Source organism: Wenzhouxiangella sp. AB-CW3 (genome assembly GCF_014725735.1).
Lineage (GTDB): Bacteria > Pseudomonadota > Gammaproteobacteria > Xanthomonadales > Wenzhouxiangellaceae > Wenzhouxiangella.
In genome coordinates this window covers 768,316-789,012 of the sequence record NZ_CP061368.1, presented here as the reverse complement: position 1 = coordinate 789,012, position 20,697 = coordinate 768,316, and the positions used below count along the sequence as shown (strand labels likewise).

At 64.4% G+C, this 20,697-nt stretch carries 18 protein-coding genes; 1 reads left to right on the top strand and 17 read right to left on the bottom strand.

From position 1 onward, the window contains the following. The 3 genes from IC757_RS03375 to secA are packed head-to-tail and all read right to left on the bottom strand — an operon-like array spanning position 1 to position 4,452. Positions 1–717 carry a 4'-phosphopantetheinyl transferase family protein gene (locus IC757_RS03375; RefSeq protein WP_190975985.1) on the bottom strand — a complete coding sequence of 239 codons (717 nt, stop codon included), beginning with the start codon at positions 715–717 and terminating at the stop codon, positions 1–3. Beyond that, complete coding sequence (locus IC757_RS03370; protein ID WP_190975984.1) at positions 714–1,706, bottom strand: Nudix family hydrolase; 993 nt, start codon at positions 1,704–1,706, stop codon at positions 714–716. The genes IC757_RS03375 and IC757_RS03370 overlap by 4 nt, the downstream gene beginning before the upstream one ends. 16 nt (positions 1,707–1,722) lie before the next feature. Then, positions 1,723–4,452 carry a preprotein translocase subunit SecA gene (secA, locus tag IC757_RS03365; RefSeq protein WP_190975983.1) on the bottom strand — a complete coding sequence of 910 codons (2,730 nt, stop codon included), beginning with the start codon at positions 4,450–4,452 and terminating at the stop codon, positions 1,723–1,725. A gap of 134 nt (positions 4,453–4,586) precedes the next feature. Between secA and IC757_RS03360 the strand changes: the two genes are divergently transcribed. After that, positions 4,587–4,898 (top strand): DciA family protein, encoded by a 312-nt coding sequence (locus IC757_RS03360; protein ID WP_190975982.1) that lies wholly within the window; start codon positions 4,587–4,589, stop codon positions 4,896–4,898. An 87-nt stretch (positions 4,899–4,985) separates the two neighbouring features. On the opposite strand, the gene lpxC is transcribed toward IC757_RS03360, so the two are convergent. The 14 genes from lpxC to rsmH form a co-directional block, all read right to left on the bottom strand. Further along, the gene (gene lpxC, locus IC757_RS03355) at positions 4,986–5,900 is read right to left on the bottom strand and encodes a UDP-3-O-acyl-N-acetylglucosamine deacetylase (RefSeq protein ID WP_190975981.1); all 915 of its coding nucleotides are present in this window, start codon (positions 5,898–5,900) and stop codon (positions 4,986–4,988) included. A gap of 214 nt (positions 5,901–6,114) precedes the next feature. After that, positions 6,115–7,269, bottom strand: a complete 1,155-nt coding sequence (gene ftsZ, locus IC757_RS03350; RefSeq protein WP_190975980.1) for a cell division protein FtsZ — start codon at positions 7,267–7,269, stop codon at positions 6,115–6,117. Positions 7,270–7,387: 118 nt separating this feature from the next. Beyond that, positions 7,388–8,617: a cell division protein FtsA gene (gene ftsA / locus IC757_RS03345; protein WP_190975979.1), complete on the bottom strand. Its 1,230-nt coding sequence runs from the start codon at positions 8,615–8,617 to the stop codon at positions 7,388–7,390. Continuing rightward, on the bottom strand, positions 8,610–9,326 hold the full coding sequence (locus tag IC757_RS03340) for a cell division protein FtsQ/DivIB (RefSeq protein ID WP_190975978.1): 717 nt from the start codon (positions 9,324–9,326) through the stop codon (positions 8,610–8,612). Before IC757_RS03340 ends, ftsA begins: the two co-directional genes overlap by 8 nt. Next, positions 9,326–10,255, bottom strand: coding sequence for a D-alanine--D-alanine ligase (locus IC757_RS03335; RefSeq protein ID WP_190975977.1), 930 nt, complete (start codon positions 10,253–10,255; stop codon positions 9,326–9,328). Before IC757_RS03335 ends, IC757_RS03340 begins: the two co-directional genes overlap by 1 nt. Then, positions 10,252–11,679 carry a UDP-N-acetylmuramate--L-alanine ligase gene (gene murC, locus IC757_RS03330; protein WP_223846236.1) on the bottom strand — a complete coding sequence of 476 codons (1,428 nt, stop codon included), beginning with the start codon at positions 11,677–11,679 and terminating at the stop codon, positions 10,252–10,254. Before murC ends, IC757_RS03335 begins: the two co-directional genes overlap by 4 nt. Then, positions 11,676–12,737 carry an undecaprenyldiphospho-muramoylpentapeptide beta-N-acetylglucosaminyltransferase gene (gene murG / locus IC757_RS03325; protein ID WP_223846235.1) on the bottom strand — a complete coding sequence of 354 codons (1,062 nt, stop codon included), beginning with the start codon at positions 12,735–12,737 and terminating at the stop codon, positions 11,676–11,678. Before murG ends, murC begins: the two co-directional genes overlap by 4 nt. Next, a complete protein-coding gene (gene ftsW, locus IC757_RS03320) occupies positions 12,734–13,924 on the bottom strand; it encodes a putative lipid II flippase FtsW (RefSeq protein ID WP_190975976.1) in 1,191 nt (396 codons plus the stop codon). The genes murG and ftsW overlap by 4 nt, the downstream gene beginning before the upstream one ends. A 4-nt stretch (positions 13,925–13,928) precedes the next feature. Then, entirely contained in the window at positions 13,929–15,008 is a 1,080-nt protein-coding gene (gene mraY / locus IC757_RS03315) for a phospho-N-acetylmuramoyl-pentapeptide-transferase (protein WP_190975975.1), read from the bottom strand. Next, positions 15,008–16,342 (bottom strand): UDP-N-acetylmuramoyl-tripeptide--D-alanyl-D-alanine ligase, encoded by a 1,335-nt coding sequence (locus IC757_RS03310; RefSeq protein ID WP_190975974.1) that lies wholly within the window; start codon positions 16,340–16,342, stop codon positions 15,008–15,010. Before IC757_RS03310 ends, mraY begins: the two co-directional genes overlap by 1 nt. Then, entirely contained in the window at positions 16,336–17,796 is a 1,461-nt protein-coding gene (locus IC757_RS03305; protein WP_190975973.1) for a UDP-N-acetylmuramoyl-L-alanyl-D-glutamate--2,6-diaminopimelate ligase, read from the bottom strand. The genes IC757_RS03310 and IC757_RS03305 overlap by 7 nt, the downstream gene beginning before the upstream one ends. Beyond that, entirely contained in the window at positions 17,793–19,490 is a 1,698-nt protein-coding gene (locus IC757_RS03300) for a peptidoglycan D,D-transpeptidase FtsI family protein (RefSeq protein ID WP_223846234.1), read from the bottom strand. Before IC757_RS03300 ends, IC757_RS03305 begins: the two co-directional genes overlap by 4 nt. Continuing rightward, entirely contained in the window at positions 19,487–19,753 is a 267-nt protein-coding gene (gene ftsL, locus IC757_RS03295; protein WP_223846233.1) for a cell division protein FtsL, read from the bottom strand. The genes IC757_RS03300 and ftsL overlap by 4 nt, the downstream gene beginning before the upstream one ends. Further along, on the bottom strand, positions 19,750–20,694 hold the full coding sequence (rsmH, locus tag IC757_RS03290; RefSeq protein WP_190975972.1) for a 16S rRNA (cytosine(1402)-N(4))-methyltransferase RsmH: 945 nt from the start codon (positions 20,692–20,694) through the stop codon (positions 19,750–19,752). Before rsmH ends, ftsL begins: the two co-directional genes overlap by 4 nt. Between the last annotated feature and the right edge of the window lie 3 nt (positions 20,695–20,697).

The following is a 20,697-nucleotide window of genomic DNA, read 5'->3' as shown; positions in this document are numbered from 1 at the left end:
TCAGGGGGCCTTCGGCATTTCAACGCGCCGCGTCCTGACCTCGAATCCCTCACCGGCAACCGCCACGTGGGCAATCAGGCCGCCGCAGACCAGGGGCATGATCAGGCTCCAGCGGCCGGCGTCAGGCCATTGATCGGGGACGGCACAGACCCGGGGTGGACTGCCCGCAAGCTGGATCTGGTCCATGACACCGGCCAGGCCGCAGCCGCGGGCCTTGACCAGCGCCTCGCGTGCGGTCCAGTACTGCAGGAAGCTGCGTGACCTGAAAGGCTCGTCCCATGCGGCCAGGGCTTCGGCTTCCGCGGCCGGAAAGTAGCGCCGGGCCACGCTTTGGGCTCTTGGCATGCTGCGTTCATACTCGATATCCACCCCGACATCGACACCGACGGCCAGTGCTACCGCCAGCCACTGCCTGCTGTGAGACAGGTTGAAATGCAATGCACTGCCGGCATGGCGCGCCCCCAGGGCCGGCTTGCCGCGCCCGCTTCGCACCACCTCCACATCGCGCCCCGGGCAGTCCAGGTAGCTTCCCAGCAGCAGCCGCAACATGAACTGCTGCCGGAAGCGCAGGGCACGCACATGCGCGCTGGGATCGGACTCCGGTGGCAAAGGCTCCAGCGGCAGGTCGGCCAGCGGCACCAGCCAGAGATCGACCGTGGAAGGGGGCGGCGGCGACTGCCGCGGCAACGGCATGCGAACCGGTGTCGGCGTCATCATCGCGGACCGAATGCTGAAATACCCGCCACACCGAATGCGCCGCACACCCGGGCGGTCGCCAGATCGGCCGGGCCGATGCCACCCAGGGCAAACACCGGAAGCGGGGAGCGCCGGCACAGTGTCTTGAAACCATCCCAGCCCAGGCCGACGGCTTCCGGGTGCGAAGGTGTCGTCGTGACCGGTGAAAGGCAGACCAGGTCGGCATCGATGCCCCCGGCGTGGGCAAGCTCTTCATCATTGTGACAGGAAGCGATGACAAGACGATCATCCGGCAGCGGCCTGCTGTTCAGAGCACGCAGATGAGGGCTGCTCAGATGCACACCGTCGGCACCGGATTGCCTGGCCAGCTCCGGGTCTGCATTGATCAGCCAGCGCCCACCCCGAGCGCGCACCATGCGGTCCACGGCATATCCCAGATCGAGCAGTTCGCTCGACGACAGGCTGTGGGCCCGGAGCTGCAGCAGCTCGATTCCGGCATCGAGCGCGCCGCGCACCCAGTCCAGCAGCGCAGATCGGCCGCCTGCATCGGCCGGGTCCGGCGTGATGGCATAGCGCGGAGACAGGTTAAGCGCCTTGGCAATGGGGCGGTCGGCCGCTGGCATGTCGATCTGGTCAAGCTCTTCCGCTGACACCCAGCGCAGCGCCTGCCCCTCGCGCCCGTAAGCTGTGCCGGTGACCTGCCCGACCTGGTAGAGCATCAGGTGCACGGCACGTTCCGGGTAGTGGTGGGTCAGCGCAAGCAGTGGCGACATATCCGAGCAGGCAACACCCAGTTCTTCGAGCAGCTCGCGCGCAAGAGCGTCTTGGGCGGTTTCGTTCGGGTCGCACTTGCCCCCCGGAAACTCCCATGTTCCGGCCAGATGCTTGCCGGCCGGGCGCTGGCCAAGCAGGATGCGACCGCGCTGATCGCGGATGACCGCGGCGGCCACCCGCAACAACGGCTGCCGCCGGTCGGCACTGCGGCTGTCGGGAGGTGCCTGCTGGCTCACACTCGCGCGCGTGCGGTCAGCTCAGCCTGCCGTGACATTGCTTGTACTTCTTGCCCGAGCCGCAGGGACAGGGTTCATTGCGCCCAACCTTGCGCCCGTCACGCACATAGGTGTCGGGCTTGAGGCTGCCGCCTTGCTGGCCACGCGCGTCCGCCTCGCCCCGGGCACCGCCCGCGGTGGCCGACTGGGCCTCGGCATGCTGAAACTGCATGGGCACTTCACGACGGCGCTGCTGATCGACCGCTTCCACGTCGTCCTCGCTGCGCACGCGTACCCGCGCCAGTGCTTTCATCACCTCATGCTTCATCGTGTCGAGCATGGCGGTGAACATCTCGAAGCCTTCGCGCTTGAACTCCTGCTGCGGCTTCTTCTGGGCGAACGCGCGCAGATTGATGCCACGGCGCAGGTAATCCATGCTCGCCAGGTGCTCCTTCCACTGCTGATCGAGCACACTGAGCATCAGCGCTTTCTCGAACTGGCGCATGACATCCGAGCCGGTCATGTCTTCCTTGGCCTGGTAGTGCGCCTCGACCGCTTCCATGATGCGCTCGCGCAACCCCGCTTCGTCAAGGTCGTCGTCTTCGTCCAGCCACTGGCGAATCGGCACCTCGATGCCGAAGTCGCCCTCCAGCGCACGCTCCAGGCCTTCCGGATCCCACATCTCGTCGATGGATTCAGGCGGAATGAACTGGCTGATGAGATGATCGAAGGTTTCCTCGCGAATGCCATCAATGGTGTCCTTGATGTCATCGGCTTCCATCAGTTCGTTGCGCTGGGTGTAGATGACGCGGCGCTGGTCGTTGGCCACATCATCGAAGTCCAGCAGGTGCTTGCGGATATCGAAGTTGTGGGCCTCGACCTTACGCTGGGCGTTTTCGATGGCCCGGGTCACCCAGGGGTGCTCGATGGCCTCGCCATCCTTCATGCCCAGCTTCTGCATCATGTTGCCCATGCGCTCGGAAGCGAAAATGCGCATGAGGTTGTCATCCAGCGACAGGTAGAAGCGGCTCGAACCCGGATCGCCCTGGCGTCCGGCACGACCCCGCAACTGGTTGTCGATACGCCGCGACTCGTGGCGCTCGGTGCCGATGATATGCAGCCCCCCGGCTTCGATCACGGTCTCGTGGCGCTTCTTCCAGTCTTCACGCACCTTGTTGCGTTGCTCTTCGCTGGCATCCTCGCCCAGCTCGGCCAGTTCGGCATCGAGGTTGCCCCCCAGCACGATGTCGGTACCACGACCGGCCATGTTGGTGGCAATGGTGACCGCACCCGGCCGACCGGCCTGGGCAATGATGGTGGCCTCGCGTTCGTGCTGCTTGGCGTTGAGCACCTCGTGGTGAATCTTGTATTTCTTCAGCTCGTTCGAAATCAACTCGGAGTTCTCGATCGAGGTCGTGCCGACCAGCACGGGCTGGCCATTGGCCACCCGCTCCTTGATGTCGGACACGATGGCATCGAACTTCTCCTGCTTGGTCCGGTAGACCAGGTCGGGTCGGTCGTCGCGAACCATGGGCTTGTGCGTGGGAATGACGACAACTTCCAGCCCGTAGATGGTCTGGAACTCATAGGCCTCGGTATCGGCCGTGCCGGTCATGCCGGCCAATTTCTCGTAGAGGCGGAAAAAGTTCTGGAAGGTGATCGAGGCCAGGGTCTGGTTCTCGCGCTGAATGGGTACGCCTTCCTTGGCCTCAACGGCCTGGTGCAGCCCCTCCGACCAGCGTCGGCCGTGCAGTGTCCGGCCGGTGAACTCGTCAACAATGACGACTTCACCATCCTGCACGATGTAGTCGACATCGCGAGAAAACAGGTGATGAGCTCGCAGCGAGGCGTTCAGGGCGTGCATCAGCCCGAGGTTGTGGGCGTTGTAGAGGCTGTCGTCAGCCTCGATCATGCCGGCCTCGGCCAGCAGGTGCTCGGTCTTGGCCATCCCCTCTTCGGTCAGATAGACCTGCTTGGTCTTCTCATCGATGGTGAAATCGCCCGGGCCGTCCTCGGTTTCCTGCGGCTGCAGACCCGGCACGATCCGGTTCATCTTGACGTAGATATCCGGTCCTTCGTCGGTCGGCCCGGAAATAATCAGCGGCGTTCTCGCCTCGTCGATCAGGATCGAGTCGACCTCGTCGACGATGGCAAAGCTCCGACCGCGCTGCACGCGCTGCTCGAGCGAGAAGGCCATGTTGTCGCGCAGGTAGTCGAAGCCGAACTCATTGTTGGTGCCGTAGGTCACGTCGGCGGCGTAGGCCTCGCGCTTGGCATCCGGCGTCATGCCGGGCACGGACACTCCCACGCTCAGCCCCAGCGCGTCGTAGATTGGCTTCATCCACTCCGCGTCTCGTCGTGCCAGGTAATCATTGACGGTCACCACGTGCACGCCCTGATCGGCGATGGCGTTGAGATAGACTGCCAGGGTAGCGACCAGGGTCTTGCCCTCCCCGGTCTTCATTTCCGCGATCTTGCCCTGGTGCAGCACCATGCCGCCAATGAGCTGGACGTCGTAGTGACGCAGCCCCAGGGTTCTTACGGACGCCTCCCGCACCGCCGCAAACGCTTCGGGCAGAAGCTCATCCAGGCTCTCGCCATCGGCATGGCGTTGGCGCAAGCGCACTGTACATTCGCGCAGGTCGTCGTCGGAAAGGTTCTGGAACTCGGGCTCGAGCGCATTGATCGCCTCTACATCCTTGTGCAGGCGCTTGATCAACCGCTCGTTGCGGCTGCCGACGATCTTGGTGATCAGGGCTTTCAGCATACGGAATCCGTCTTGTTGTGTTTACGCTGGCAGACTGTTGAAGATGGGGACATGCCCCTACGGCTGCAAGGACAGCAGGGCATTGTAGCGTGAATGGCATGGGGCGTGAGCCGGCTTGCGGTTATCATGCCGGCATGGAAGACAAGCCCGAAAGGAACCTGGAACAGGTCGCCAGCGCCGACCGGCGGCTGCAGAAGCTGATCGAGGCCGGCCGGCTGTTCGACCGCCTCGACCGCCTTGTCCAGCCGACCCTTCCGGAACCGGCGCGCGGCCACATTCGCGTGGCCTGCATCGAAGGACGTTGCCTGGTGCTGGCTGCGGGCAGTCCCGCCTGGGCAAGCCGGGCCCGCCTGCTCGCCGACTCCGTGCTCGAGACCGTCAATCGGCAACTCCCGGAGCCACTGGAGCAAACTCGCGTGATTGTGGTCGAGTCCATGGCCCGTTGAGCCGTTGCTGTTCCAAAAAAGACCCCGACACGGAGGCCGGGGTTCAAGCAAGGGTCACTGATGAAGTGATCTTGTTATTGGAGGTGTTCAGACTGCCTGGGCTGGCTGAACATAGGAAATCGGGGCCGGCTCATCCTGCTCGAAGGTCACTTCTTCCCAGGCCGTCTGATCGGCCAGCAGGGTGCGCACGAGCTGGTTATTGAGTTCATGGCCCGACTTGTGGCCGATGAAGGTACCGATGGGGTTGCGGCCGAGCAGGTAGAGATCGCCGATGGCGTCGAGCACCTTGTGCTTGACGAACTCGTCATCGTAGCGAAGCCCATGCTCGTTGAGCACCCGGTAGTCATCGAGCACCACCGCGTTGTCGAGACTGCCGCCGAGCACCAGGTTGCGCTGGCGCAGGTACTCGATGTCGCGCATGAAGCCGAAGGTCCGCGCCCGCGCCACTTCCTTGAGATAAGAGGTGGTGGAGAAGTCCAGATCAGCCTTGCAGGAATGGGACCGGATGACCGGATGATCGAACTCTATGGCAAAGCGAACCCGGAACCCCTCATGCGGATCGAAACGAACCCAGCGATCGCCGTCATGCACTTCCACCGGCTTGAGAATCCGGATGAAACGCTTGGGCGCGTTCTGCTCGGCAATGCCGGCCGACTGGATCAGAAAGGCGAACGGGCCGGCGCTGCCATCCATGATCGGCACCTCGGAGGCGCTGAGATCGACGTAAAGATTGTCGATGCCCAGCCCGGCCAGCGCCGACATCAGGTGCTCGATGGTGGCCACGCGCACGCCATCGGCATTGACCATGGTGGTCGACAGGGCGGTGTCGCCGACACTGTAGGGGTCGGCCTTGAGACTGGCCACCGGATCGAGATCGACACGGCGGAAGACGATACCGGTGTTGGCCGGCGCCGGGCGCAGGGTCATGAGCACCTTCTCCCCGGTATGCATGCCCACGCCGGTGGCTCGTATGACGTTCTTCAGCGTTCGTTGTTTGATCACTTTCTGGTCAATTGCTGGTAGATGCTGCGCAGTCTAGCACAGCAAACCGTGGCAAAAAAGCACTTTTTCGTGTTTTTGACCACACCTGTTGCAACGATGCAACATCTATTGTCATACCAGCGTCACCCACCGGCCGACAACGCCCCGATGGCGAGTACGAGGCGTTGCCGGCCGATGTTCCGACCTGTCATCCGACCTGCCCGTCCGGCCCGGATCAGTCGGCCTGATTCCTGAGAAAGGCCGGGATATCCAGGTAGTCGAGTTCCTTCTGCTCACCAAAGAGCTTGCGGTTGTCGCCGCGATCCTCGACTTCCTTGCCGCTGTCGGACTCGTCTCCGGTGGCCGTGAAGGGCTCGTTATCGGTCCCGGTACGCACCAGCTTGACGGGTTTCTCCTCGCGCTTGGGGCGCTTCTCGCCCAGACCGGTGGCCACCACCGTGACGCGCAGATCGTCGGTCATGTCGGGATCGATCACGGTACCCATGACCACCGTGGCATCGTCACTGGCCAGGTCGGCAACCGTGGTTCCGACCTCCTCGAACTCCTTCATGCTCAGGTTCATGCCGGCAGTGACGTTGACCAGAATGCCGCAGGCACCATTGAGATCGACATCCTCGAGCAGCGGCGAGCCGATGGCCGCCTGCGCCGCCATCAAGGCACGATCCTCGCCGCGGGCCGAGCCGGCGCCCATCATGGCCATGCCCATTTCGCTCATGACCGTGCGTACGTCGGCGAAGTCGACATTGATCAGGCCCGGACGGGTGATCAGTTCGGCAATACCCTGCACCGCGCCCGACAGTACCTGGTTGGCAGATTTGAAGGCATCAAGCAGGGTCACTTCCGAACCCAGCACGCTCAGCAGCTTGGCGTTGGGGATGGTAATGAGCGAATCGACGTGATGGGCCAGTTCGTCCAGACCCTGCTGGGCCACCGCCATGCGGCGCTGCCCCTCGAACGGGAAGGGCCGGGTGACCACGGCCACCGTCAGTATGCCCATTTCCTTGGCGGTCTGGGCGACCACGGGAATGGCACCGGTTCCGGTGCCGCCGCCCATGCCGGCGGTCAGGAACACCATGTCGCAGCCATCGAGCATTTCGCCAATGCGGTCGCGGTCTTCCAGCGCGGCCTGACGGCCGACCTCCGGATTGGCGCCTGCTCCAAGGCCCTTGGTCACGCTCGATCCGATCTGCAGCGTGGTCTTTCCGGAAAAATTCCGCAGCGCCTGTGAATCAGTGTTGACGCAGATGAAGTCCACGCCCTCGATGGCCGACTCGACCATCTGGTTGACGGCATTGCCGCCGCCTCCGCCGATACCCACAACCTTGATGGTTGCACCGGGTGTGTAGTTTTCAATTACTTCAAAAGGCATGTCAGTCTCTCCTTTTCACTCGCCATAACGATCAACTCGTTTGAAAAATCGGGAACACGGCGCGCGCCTTCTTGCGGACGCTTTGCGCCGGCCCCTGCCTTGTCGAGGTACATCGACCTCAAAACTCCCCCTGGAACCAGTTTCTGATTCGGTTCCAGAGACTTTCTCCACCGCGTCCGAAGCCACCATGGCGCGGTGTGTCCATGCGGCTGCCGTAAATCAGCAGCCCGACTCCGGTGGCGTGAATCTGGTTGTTGACAACTTCGCTCAAGCCGGTGACATGCTGTGGAGCGCCAAGGCGCACCGGCATGTGCAGGATTTCCTCGGCCAACTCGACTACGCCCTCCATCTTCGAGCCGCCCCCGGTCAGCACAAGGCCGGCCGGAATCATCGATTCGAAACCGGACTGGCGCAGTTGCTTGTGGACATGGTTGAACAGTTCTCGATAACGCGCCTCGACCACCTGGGCCAGAGTCTGGCGCTCCAGCCGCCGGGGCGGGCGATCACCCACGCTGGGCACCTGGATGGTCTCGTCGGAGCTGGCCAGCTGCTCTAGCGCGCAGGCATACTTGATCTTGATTTCCTCGGCATGCACCGTCGGTGTGCGCAGTGCCACGGCAATATCGTTGGTGACCAGGTCGCCGGCAATCGGGATGCAGGCGGTGTAGCGAATCGCGCCCTCGGTAAACACGGCAATGTCCGTGGTGCCGGCGCCGATATCGACCAGCCCGATGCCCAGGTCCTTTTCGTCGTCGCTCAAAACGGCGTAGCTGGAGGCGAGCTGCTGCAGGATCAGGTCATCGACCTGCAGGCCGCAGCGCGCCACGCACTTAGTCACGTTCTGCACCGCGCTGACCGCGGCGGTGACCAGGTGGACTCGGGCCTCCAGGCGAACGCCCGACATACCCACTGGCTGGCGAATGCCGTCGGTGGAATCGATAACATATTCCTGGGGCAGCACGTGCAGGATGCGCTGGTCGGCCGGTATGGCGACCGCACGGGCCGATTCGAGCACGCGCTCGACATCACCGTCGGTGACCTCCTTGTCGCGAATCGCCACGGCGCCGTGCGAGTTCAGCGAACTGATATGGTTGCCGGCAATGCCGGCAAACACCGAGTGGATTTCGCAGTCGGCCATCAGCTCGGCCTCCTCGACGGCCCGCTGAATGGACTGCTCGGTTGACTCGATATCCACCACCACGCCGCGCTTGAGCCCGCGCGACGGGTGCGTGCCCAGTCCGATCACCTCGACCTGGCCGTCGGGCTGCACCTCGCCGACGATGGCCACGATCTTGCTCGTGCCGATATCCAGCCCGACCACCAGTGATTTTTCCGGCCGCTTAGCCATGATCTGCCTGTTCTCCAGTTGATTCGCCAGCCCAGCGCACTGCCAGGCCGTTGGTGTAGCGCAAGTCGACCACGCGCGCGCGCCGCTCCCTGCCGCTGAGCGCGGGATGAACTCCGATATAACGTTCCAGCCGCTCGTGCATGGACTCTCGACCCAATACCAGTGTCACGCCGTTGCCGAGTTCTGCTTGCCAGGCACCGCGTTCATCGACGGCCAGCCGTTCGATGTCCTGGCCGATGTCGGCCAGCGCACGACGCATCTCGAGCCAGGTGTCGAGCACTTCCCGGCGCCGGTTTTCCGGGCCATGCAGCCGAGCCAGCCCCTGCATGCCGTCGCTGCCATCGACCCGGAAGACCTCGCCACGATCACTGAACAGCCCGCTGTCGTTCCAGCGCGCCAGGGGCCGGTGCTCGACGACCCGGATGCTGAGCGCGTCCGGCCATTGCCGCGAGACCTCGGCCTGCGCCACCCAGGGCAGTGCCTCGACCGCAGCCCGCACCTGTTGCAGGTCGGCGGCGAAAAATCCCTTGCCGGCCTCCCCGATCACCGCTGCGCGGACCTGGTCGCTGCTGGTGCGGCTCAGGTCCCCTTCCACATCCAGCCAGTCAATCGACCACTGCTGACCGCCCACCACGCCGGCGCGCAGCCACAAGGCAAGCAGGGCAATCAGGCCGGCCAGTACCGCGGTGGCTATCCAGGTCGGTCGCATCAGCGGCTCCTGCTCGTGTCGAGAATGCGCCAGACCAGCTCGTCGAAACCGATGCCTGCCGCCTGCGCGGCCATTGGCATCAGCGAGTGGTCGGTCATGCCCGGTGTGGTATTGACTTCCAGCAGCCACGGCTGGCCGCTGCGGTCGACCATCAGATCGACCCGGCCCCAGCCGGTCGTTCCCAGCACCTCGAATGCCTGCAGGCACAGTTTGGCCAGCTCGGTTTCGGTAGTCGACGGCAAGCCGCTGGGACAGCGATAGCGGGTGTCGCCAGACTCGTATTTGGCCTCGTAGTCGTAGAACTCGCGCGGGGTCTCAAGCTCGATCAGGGGCAGCACCGTGGCATCAAGAATCGCCGCGGTGTACTCGGCGCCCTGGATCAACTGTTCGACCAGCACGAGATCGTCGAACGACAGTGCCTGCTCTATGGCCGGGCCCAGCGCGTCGACTGTATCGACCCGACTCATGCCGATGCTCGAGCCCTCGCGCGCCGGCTTGACAAACCAGGGGGGTGGCAGTGCCGCGGCTATGGCACTGGCCTCGTCAGCCGAACGGGCTTCCTGCCAGGGCGGGGTCGGCAGGCCACAGGCTTTCCAGACCCGCTTGCTTTGCAGCTTGTCCATGGTCAGGGCCGAGGCGAGCACGCCCGAGCCGGTCACCGGTACGCCGTAGATGCGCAGCGCGCCCTGCAGGGCGCCATCTTCGCCATCCCGTCCGTGCAGCAGATTGAATACCCGGTCATAGTGGCCGGCAGCCACCTGCTCCAGCAGGCGACGGGCTCCGTCGACCACGCTGAACTGGATACCCAGGCGCTCCAGCGCGGCGGTCACGGCACGCCCCCCACGCAGGGAAACTTCGCGCTCGGCGCTGTCGCCGCCGATGACCAGGGCCACGTGCCCGAACTTCCGGGGATCGCGATCGCCGCTCATGAGGCCTCCCTTGTGTAACGCTCACGCAACAACGCGCCCAGCCGGCCGACATCGCCGGCGCCCATGACCAGCAGCAGGTCGCCATCTTCCAGCACCTCGGCCAGGGCATCGGGTGCTTCGGCAACACCGCCGATTCGTTCCAATGGCAACTCTCCGCGCCGCTTCACGGCGCGGGCGAGACTGTCGGCATCAATACCGGCCAGGGGCTGTTCTCCGGCCGGATAGATATCGCCGAGCACCAGCACATCGACCTCGGCCAGCACGCGCGCGAACTCTTCGAACTGATCGCGTGTGCGGGTGTAGCGGTGGGGCTGGAAAAACAGCACCAGCCGGCGTTGCGGCCAGCCGCTGCGGGCAGCACGAATGACGGCATCGAGTTCGGTCGGGTGGTGACCGTAGTCCTCGAAGGCCTGCACCTGCTTGCCCTGAATATCGAGCGTTCCGATTTCGGCGAACCGACGACCGATGCCGCCAAAACCGTCGAGGCCGCGCGCGATCGACTGCGGGTCCAGGCCCAGCTCCCAGGCCACTGCGGCCGCGCCGATGGCATTGAGCACATTGTGCCGGCCCGGTTGCGACAGGCCGACGGGCAAGGCGGCCCCGGCGCCGGGCAGCCAAAGATCAAAGGACATGCGACGGCCTTCCTGGCGCAGGTCGCTGGCATGCACGTCGGCTTCCTCGTCGAGGCCGTAGGTCACCACGGTCCGCCCGACTTCCGGCACCAGCTCGGCGACGTGGGCGTCGTCCGTGCACAACACGGCCACGCCAAAGAACGGCAGGTGATGGAGAAACTCCAGAAAGGCGCGCTGCAACTGATCGAAACTGCCCTGATAGGCATCGAGATGATCGCGGTCGATGTTGGTCACCACCGAAATGACCGGCTGCAGCTTGAGGAAAGAGCCATCGGACTCATCGGCTTCGGCGACCAGGTAACGGCCCTGCCCCAGGCGTGCGCTGGATCCGAATGCATTGACCAGGCCACCGACAATAAAGGTCGGATCCAGGCCGCCTTCGGCCAGCAGGCTGGCCACCAGTGAAGTGGTCGTGGTTTTGCCATGCGTGCCGGCCACGGCAATGCCGTGCCGGAAACGCATCAACTCACCCAGCATTTCGGCCCGGGCCACGACCGGCAAGCGGCGTTCGCGTGCCGCCAGCACCTCCGGATTGTCCTCAGGCACCGCGCCGGAAACCACCACCACGTCGGCCGCGCCCAGATGCTGACCGGCATGGCCTGTGTGAATGGTTGCGCCCAGCCGGGCCAGCCGGCGGGTTGCGTCGGACGCCTGCAGATCGGAACCGCTGACGGCAAAGCCGAGATTGATGAGCACCTCGGCAATACCGCTCATGCCGGCACCACCAATGCCGACGAAATGAATCTGGCGCACTCGGTGCATCAGGCTGCGCATGGGCTCGTTGACCTTCATCGCGCCACCTCCAGGCAGGCCCGGGCAACCTGCTCGGCTGCATCCGTGCGGGCTTTATTACGGGCCCGGGCGGCCATTGCCATGAGCCTCTCGCGGCTCATCTCGCTCAGCAAGCCCGACAGCTTCCCGGCATCCAGTTCCGCCTGCGGCAACAGCCAGGCGGCATCGGCATCGGACAGGAAGCGGGCATTGGCCGTCTGATGATCGTCGACGGCATGAGGAAACGGCACCAGGATGGATGCCACCCCGGCAGCCGACAGTTCGGAGACCGTCAAGGCGCCGGATCGGCACAGGGCCAGATCAGCCTGGCCCAGAGCGGTGGCCATGTCTTCAATGAACTCGTGTATCTCGCCCTCGACGCCAAGGCGCTCATAGGCACTGCGGGTCTGTTCATACTGGCGTCCGGCCTGGTGCACTACGACAGGTCGGGCTGACGGTGGCATGTCGGCCAACGCTTCGGGCACCTGCTCGGAAAAGACCGCCGCACCCTGACTACCGCCCACCACGAGCAGTCGAAGCGGGCCGGTGCGGCCAGCCATACGCTCGGCCGGCGGGGCCATGGCGACGATATCTGCACGAACCGGGTTGCCGACATGCTCGCCGCCGCGCAGGGTATCGGGAAAGCCGGTCATTACACGCCGGGCCAGCGGACGCAGAAGGCGGTTGGTCAGTCCGGCGATGGCATTCTGCTCGTGGATGACCAGGGGGATACCCATCAGGCGCGCTGCCAGCGCGCCGGGACCGGCCACGTATCCGCCCATGCTCAGCACGCAGGCGGGGCGATGACGCCTGAGGATGGCACGGGCCTGCCATACCGCCCGCATCACGCGCCAGGGCGCCAGCAACCAGCCGGCCAGCCCGCGACCGCGCAATCCACCAATCGTAATACGTTCCAGGGCGATGCCACGTTCGGGCACCAGGCGGCTTTCCAGTCCGGCCGCGGTGCCCAGCCAGGTCACGGCCGCACCGCTGCCCTTGAGCTCTTCGGCCACGGCCAGCCCCGGGAAAATATGCCCGCCGGTGCCTCCAGCCATGATCATCACCATGGGGCTGCTCATACCTGCCACCCCCTGCGACGACGCGGTGTCTGGCGCTGCGCCACACTCAACTCCCAGTGCACCCGCAACACCAGCCCGATTCCGATCAGGGTCATGATCAGGCTGCTGCCGCCGGCCGAGATCAAGGGCAGGGTCAGCCCCTTGGTGGGCAGCATGCCCAGGTTGACGCCCATGGAAACCAGCGCCTGAAAACCGATCCACAAACCCACGCCCCAGACCAGGAAAGCCGCGAATGGCCGCTCCATCGCCCGGGCCTTCAGACCAATGGCGAAGATCCGGCCGATCAGCACCGCGAACAGGACCATGACCAGCACAATGCCGATCAGCCCGAATTCTTCGGCCAGCACCGCGAAGATGAAATCCGTGTGCGCCTCGGGCAGGTAATAGAGTTTCTGCACACTGGCACCCATCCCGACACCGGTAATCTGGCCTCGACCGACTGCAATCAGGGCCTGGGTGAGCTGGAATCCGCTGTTGAAAGGGTCGGCCCAGGGGTCGACGAAAGTCATGACCCGCTGAAAGCGGTAGGGCTCCAGGGCCGCGAAGGTCAACAGCGGCACGCTGCCCAGACCAAGCACGAACAGGTGCTTCCAGGCGGCCCCGGCCAGCCAGATCATGCCGCCGGTGATGGCCACCAGGATGACCGCCGAGCCCATGTCGGGCTGGCGAAGCAGAATGATCGACAGCAGGCCGACAACCAGCAGCGGCTTGATGATCTCCAGAAAGCGGCCGCGTCCCAGCTCGGGTCGACGGGCCAGATAGCCGGCCACGAACACGATCAGAATCAGCTTGACCGCCTCGACCACCTGAAAGCGCGTGAAACCCAAATCGATCCAGCGCAGCGAGCCATTGACCTCGTGGCCCAGACCCGGAATAAAAGGCAGCAGCAGCAGCACCACGGCCAGGGGAAAGCACAGCGGCGCGAGCGCTTGCAGATGACGTGTACCGACAAAGCGGAACAGCCCGGCCGCGGCAATGCCCAGTCCGATATAGATGATGTGGCGGGCGATGAAGTGCCAGCCGGAGACTGCATAGCTTTCGGCCACGGCCATCGAAGTCGACGCCACCATGACCACGCCGATACCCAGCAGCCCCACGGTGCTCAACACCAGGCCCGCATCCAGGTCGACACCGGCGGGGATCTCGCCCGAGCGTCGTGCCTGCCTGCGTGAGATCGCGCTGCTCATTGCCCTACCGCACCTTCATCGTTGCCAGGGCCGCGAGCACCAGCATCACGGCAATGATCCAGAAACGCACAATCACTTTCGGCTCGGGCCAGCCCTTGAGCTCGAAATGATGGTGAATCGGGGCCATACGGAAAATCCGCCGCCCGGTGAGCTTGAACGAGGCCACCTGGAGAATCACCGACAGCGTCTCGATCACGAAGATGCCGGCCATGACCACGAACACGATTTCCTGGCGCACGATGACGGCAATCAGCCCCAGGGCCGCGCCCACGGCCAGGGCACCGACATCGCCCATGAAGACCTGGGCCGGGTAGGTGTTGAACCAGAGAAAACCCAGGCCCGCCCCGGCCATCGCCGAGCAGAAGATGGCCAGTTCACCGGCTCCGGGGATAAAGGGCATGCCCAGATACTCGGCGAACACCGTGTTGCCGGTGGCATAAGCGAAGATCCCCAGCCCCACGGCCACGAACACAGCCGGCATGATGGCCAGCCCGTCCAGACCATCGGTCAGGTTGACCGCGTTGGACGTGCCGACGACCACGAAATAGGTCAGCACGATAAAGCCGGCAAAGCCCAGCGGAATGGCGATGTCTTTAAAGAACGGCACGAACAACTGGGTGTTGGCCGAGACATCGGAGGTGTAGTAGAGAAACAGGGCGACGCCAATGGCCGCCAGCGATTGTGCCAGGTACTTGGTTCGGGCCGACAGGCCCGCACTGTCGCGGTACTTGAGCTTGAGAAAGTCGTCGACAAAACCGATGGCCCCGAATGCAAGGGTGACAAACAGCACGGTCCACACGTAGCGATTGGCCAGATCGGCCCACAGCAGCGTGCTGATGACCAGCGCAATCAGGATCATGGTTCCGCCCATGGTCGGGGTGCCGGCCTTGGACAGGTGACTGTCGGGCCCCAGATCGCGAATCGGCTGGCCGATCTGGCGCTCGACCATGTGGCGGATGAAATACGGTCCGATCACCAGCGATACCGCCATGGCCGTCATCGCCGCCATGATGGTGCGGAAGGTAATGAACCCGAACAGCGCGACATCCCGCGCCAGCCATTCCTCGAAAAGCCACAGCAGCATCAGGCAGCCTCCCCGATCAGCGACCGGACAATGTGTTCCATTTCCATGGAGCGCGATCCCTTGACCAGGCAGTGCACGCCGGCATGCAGTTCAGCAGCCAGCGCCGAAGCCAGGGCTTCCCGATCCTCGAAATGCGTGGCGCCCTGACCAAAGGCGGCCACGCTGTGACGGGCCAGCTCACCTACGGCAAACAGCCGATCGACGCCCATATCGACCGCTTCGCGCCCGACATCGGCATGCATGCGGGCGGCATCGGATCCGAGTTCCGCCATGTCGCCCAGCACCAGCCAGCGTTCACCCGGCTGCTCGGCCAGCACCTGCAACCCGGCGCGCAGTGAGGCCGGGTTGGCGTTGTAGGAATCGTCAATCAGGGTCCAGCCAGCCGGGTGGTGATGAAGCTGCAGCCTGCCTGGCACACCGGCGAGCTCTCCCAGCGCCGAGGCGATATCCGGCAAGGGAATATCCAGCGTGACCGCCACCGCCGCGGCGGCGAGCGCATTCATCATGTTGTGATGCCCGGGCAGCCGCGGGCGATACTCGAACTGGCCGACCGGGGTCGTGACCTCGATTCTTTCTCCCCGCCGTCGGCCACAGACCAGGGCGTGACTCGCGGTACCGAACGTGATACTGCGGCAATGCGCGGCCATTTCCTGCCACTTTCCACAATAGGCATCGTCGGCATTGATCACCGCCAGGCCCGAGGGGGAGAGCGAACGGAACAGCTCGCCCTTGGTTTCGGCCACGCCGTCAAGACTGCCGAAACCTTCCAGGTGGGCGGATGCGGCATTGGTGAGCACACCGATTTCAGGCCGGGCCATCCTGCACAGGTAGGCAATATCACCAGGTCGGCTTGCTCCCATTTCGATGACCGCATAACGGTGCTCATCGGAAATGCTGGCCAGTGTCAGGGGAACGCCAATCTCGTTGTTATAGTTTCCGGCCGTTGCCAGTGTCGGGTCATGACGGCTCAGGATGGCGGCCAGCATTTCCTTGACCGTGGTCTTGCCATTCGACCCGGTCACCGCGATCACCGTAACCGGAAGCTGCTCGCGCCAGGCCGATGCAATGTGGCCCATGGCCTCGAGTACATCGTCGACCACCAGTTGCGGCAGGGCGATATCCAGTTCCCGCGTGACCAGCGCTGCCGCGGCCCCGGCATCGGCTGCCGTGGTCACGAAATCATGCCCGTCGACCCGTTGCCCCGGCAAAGCACAGAACAGATTGCCTGGCCGGACCCTCCGGGAATCATGCGTCATCCCGACAATCTCGGTGCCATTGCCGGTGGCATGCCCGCCGATCAGTCCTGCCAGGCGCTTGAGCGAGAACTTCAGCATGGCAAGGCCTCCAGGGCCTGCCTGGCACAGACTGCATCGTCAAATGGCAGGCGTTGATCGCCGATGACCTGCTCGGTCTCATGGCCCTTGCCGGCAATCAGCACTACATCATCGGCAGCGCAATCGCTCAATGCCTTGTGTATGGCGCGCGCCCGGTCGCGAATGACGATGCTGCGCTCAGGACGCTGCATGCCCGCCTGAATGTCGCGGATGATGGCCAGGCCATCTTCATGGCGCGGGTTGTCATCGGTCAGCACGACATGGTCGGCGCGGCCCTCGGCGATGCGCCCCATGCGGTCGCGTTTGGCCGAATCGCGGTTGCCGCCGCAGCCAAACACGCACCACAGTTCACCCCGGGTCAGCTCGCGCAGGCTGACCAGGGCATTGTCCAGCGCATCCGGGGTATGGGCATAATCGATGACGGCCAGGCGACCATCACCGTCTCGCACCGGCTGCATTCGTCCCGGCACTGGCATCAGCCTGGAAATTTGCTCGGCAATGTCAGGCAGTGAGCGCCCACGCTCGGCCAGCTCGGCCGCCACCACCATCAGATTCCAGAGGTTGACCTGCCCGATCAGGCAGCTACGCACTTCCAGGACCTGCTGGTCGAGCCACAATCGAGCACTGAGTCCTTCGCTGCTGGAGGTGAAGGCGTCAACCCGAACGCTGGCATCGGCCTGATCGGTCCGGCTGTAGCCAATGCAACCCGGTCCGGCCAGGCGACCGGCCAGCTCACGTCCAAACAAGTCATCGAGGTTGATCAACTGGCGCTGGCTGACAAAGTCGGTGAACAGCCGTGCCTTGGCCTCGGCGTAGGCGTTTCGGTCGGCATGGTAGTCCAGGTGATCATGACCCAGGGTGGTAAAGATGACACTGGTAAAACACAGACCGGCCAGTCGTCCCTGGTCCAGCGCGTGCGAAGAGGCTTCCAGCACCACCGTGCGCAGACCCGAATCCCGCAGTCGGGCCAGTTCGCGGTAGAGCGTAAACAGATCGGGCGTGGTCATGTCGGCCGGAAGGTGCTCACCGGGTCGACCAACACCCAGGGTGCCGATCATGGCACCGTCCAGTGCCTGGGCGAGCAGCCAGGCCACGGAGGACTTGCCGTTCGTACCGGTGACCGCGACCAGGTCAAGGTCACGACCCGGATCGCCCCACATGCGCCGCGCCAGAACATCCAGTTGCCGACCCAGCTGATGCACCTCGACCACCGGCACTTCGGGGCAATCCGGCGTTGATCCGCCACCATCGTGAAGGATCGCCGCGCAACCGGCCCGAAGCGCTGAGTCCACGTAATCCAGACCGTGACCGGCGGTTCCGCCGATGGCCACGAAGACATCACCGGCCCGAACCTTGCGCGAATCAAGCACCAGACCGGAAACCGGACAATCGGGCCCGGCGTAATCCGGCACCAGGCCTTCAAGAAGTGCACGGAGCGTCAGCTTGCCGGTCATGGCATGAACTCCACCTGGGTCACCAGGGTGCCTAGATCATCCGGGGGCACATTGAACAGCCGCAGACCCGCTTCCATGACACGACCAAACAGCGGTGCGGCCACCTGGCCGCCGTAATACTGGTCGCCGGCCGGATCGTTGATGACCACCACGGCCGCCAGCTTCGGACGCGAGGCCGGCGCGAAGCCGGCGAAGCTGGCAATGTAGCGATCGCTGTAACCGCCGGCATCGAGCTTGCGCGATGTACCCGTCTTGCCGGCCGTGCGATAGCCCTGTACCGCGGCTGCGGTGCCGGTACCACCCGGCGCCACGGTGCTTTCGAGCATGGCGCCGAGCTCCTCGGCCAGCTGCGGATCCAGCACGGAGTGGGGCGGATTGTCGGTGCCCGAGATCAGGGTGGGCTGACGCAGGCGACCGCCGTCGGCAATCGCGGCAACCGCTCGTGTCAGCTGCAGGGGCGTGACCGACATGCCGTAACCGTAGGCCAGGGTTGCCTGTTCAAGCTTGCGCCAGCGTTCATAGTCCCGCAGCACGCCGGCCGATTCGCCCGGAAACCCGGTTCCGGCCACCGAACCAAATCCAAAACGCGAATAAACCCCCCACAGATGCCGGGCATCCATCGACAGCACCAGTTGGACCACGCCCACGTTTGACGACTTGGCCAGCAGGCCTTCGACGCTCAACTCGCCGAAATCGCGCACGTCACGGATGGTGTGGCCCGACACTCGCATGGTTCCGGGGCTGGTATCGATCTGCATCTCGCGGTTGGCAATACCCGCTTCCATGGCCGCGGCCACGGCAAACGGTTTGATCAGGGAACCAGGCTCGAACACGTCGGTCAGCGCACGATTGCGAAGCCCTTCGGAACTGACGCGCCCGGAGGCATTGGGGTTGTATGAGGGATAATTGACCATGGCCAGCACTTCGCCGGTGGCCACATCCATCACTACGACACTGCCCGAACGTGCGCCGTGCTCGGCCACGGTGGACTTGAGTTCGCGGAAGGCCAGGTATTGCAGGCGCCGGTCCAGGGTCAGCCGGAGATCGCGCCCCGGACGGGCTTCTCGCACCAGCTCGATATCCTGAACCACGCGTCCAAGCCGATCCTTGATGACCCGCTTGGCGCCGGGTTCGCCCTGCAACCAGCTGTTGTAGGCCAGTTCCAGGCCCTCCTGGCCGACATCGTCGATATTGGTAAAACCCACCACCTGGGCACTGACCTCACCGGTGGGGTAGAAGCGCCGATACTCGCGCTGCAGGAAGACACCCGGCACCTGGAGGTCGCGGACCTGCTCGGCCAGATCGGGATTGACTCGCCGCCTGAGCCACACGAACTCGCGCCCGGCACGCTGGGTGAGACGGCGCTCAAGGTCCTCGGGGCTGGCACCGAGCAGATCGGCCAGTTCGGGAATGCGATCAGCGACCTGCAACAGCTCGCCCGGATGCGCCCAGACCGACTCGACCGGCGTCGACACGGCCAGCGGCTCGCCGTTGCGATCGACGATGTTGCCGCGCACCGTGGGAATGGAAACCTGGCGCAGATAACGTGCCTCGCCCTGGCTTTGCAGGAATTCGGCTTCCATGACCTGCAACTTGACCGCCCGCCCCAGCAGCAACACCGCGACCACGACCATCAGGCCGGCCAGCAGCCACAACCGCACGGTTCCCTGAACGGCATCGGAGGAGTACATCATCGACCCTCCACCAGCACGCCCACATGGTCAGGGCTCTGCATGTCCAGGCGCTCGCGCGCCGCGCGCTCGATGCGCCCGGACTCGGCCAGCCAGGCCTGTTCAAGTTGCAGGCGGCTCCATTCGACCTGCTGCTCGTCGCGCGCCGCCTCGGCCTGTTGCAAGGCAACAAACTGCTGACGCGCCTCGTGACGCATGGCCACCACGCCGACCGCGCTGGCCAGAAGCGCGGCCAGCAGGATCACGAATGCCAGCCAGCGGATCACGACGTCACCTCGGGCAATCGCTCGGCCACCCGCATGCGGGCGCTTCTGGCCCTGGGGTTGGTCTGTTCTTCGTCGTTATCGGGACGGATCAGCGAACCGATCAGCTTCAGACGCGGCGTGAAACTGGGTGCGACCGGAGCGCGGCGACTGGCCGCGGGAGGCCGGGCGGCCGCCCGGAAGGCCCGCTTGACCAGGCGATCCTCCAGGGAATGGAAACTGATCACCACGAAGCGCCCACCCGGCTCGAGGATATCGATACCGGATTCGAGGGCCTGCTCAAGCTGGCTGAGTTCGCCATTGATGTGAATACGAATGGCCTGGAAAGTGCGCGTCGCCGGATGGCGGTCAGCGGGAGTGGGTCCCGCTGCCCGGGCAACGATGGCAGCGAGTTCGGCGGTTCGCTCTATCGACTGCTCTGCTCTGGCCATCACGATGCTCCTGGCGATTCGCCGTGCAAATCGCTCTTCGCCGTATTCCTTAATTACCCGGGCGATCTCGTCCTCCGCGGCACGTGCCAGCCAGGCGGCGGCCGACTCGCCCGATTCCGGGTCCATCCGCATGTCCAGCGGGCCATCCTCGCGAAAGCTGAAACCTCTTTCGGCGTCGTCCAGTTGTGGCGACGACACCCCGACATCCAGCAACAGGCCGCTGACACGGCCGTGAATATCCAGGTCACGGGCGACTCGACCGATATCGGCGAAACTGGCCCGATGGACCGTGACCCGATCATCCCCGGTGAATCGCCGGGTGGCATCGGCCACCGCATCCGGATCGCGATCGATGGCCACGAGCCGACCATTCGCGCCCAGGCGCGCAAGAATCGCGCTGCTGTGCCCGCCCCTGCCGTAGGTGCCGTCGACATAAATGCCATCGGGTCGCACCTCCAATGCGTCGAGCGCCGGCTGCAAGAGCACCGGCACATGTCGGGTTCTCTCAGCCATCGG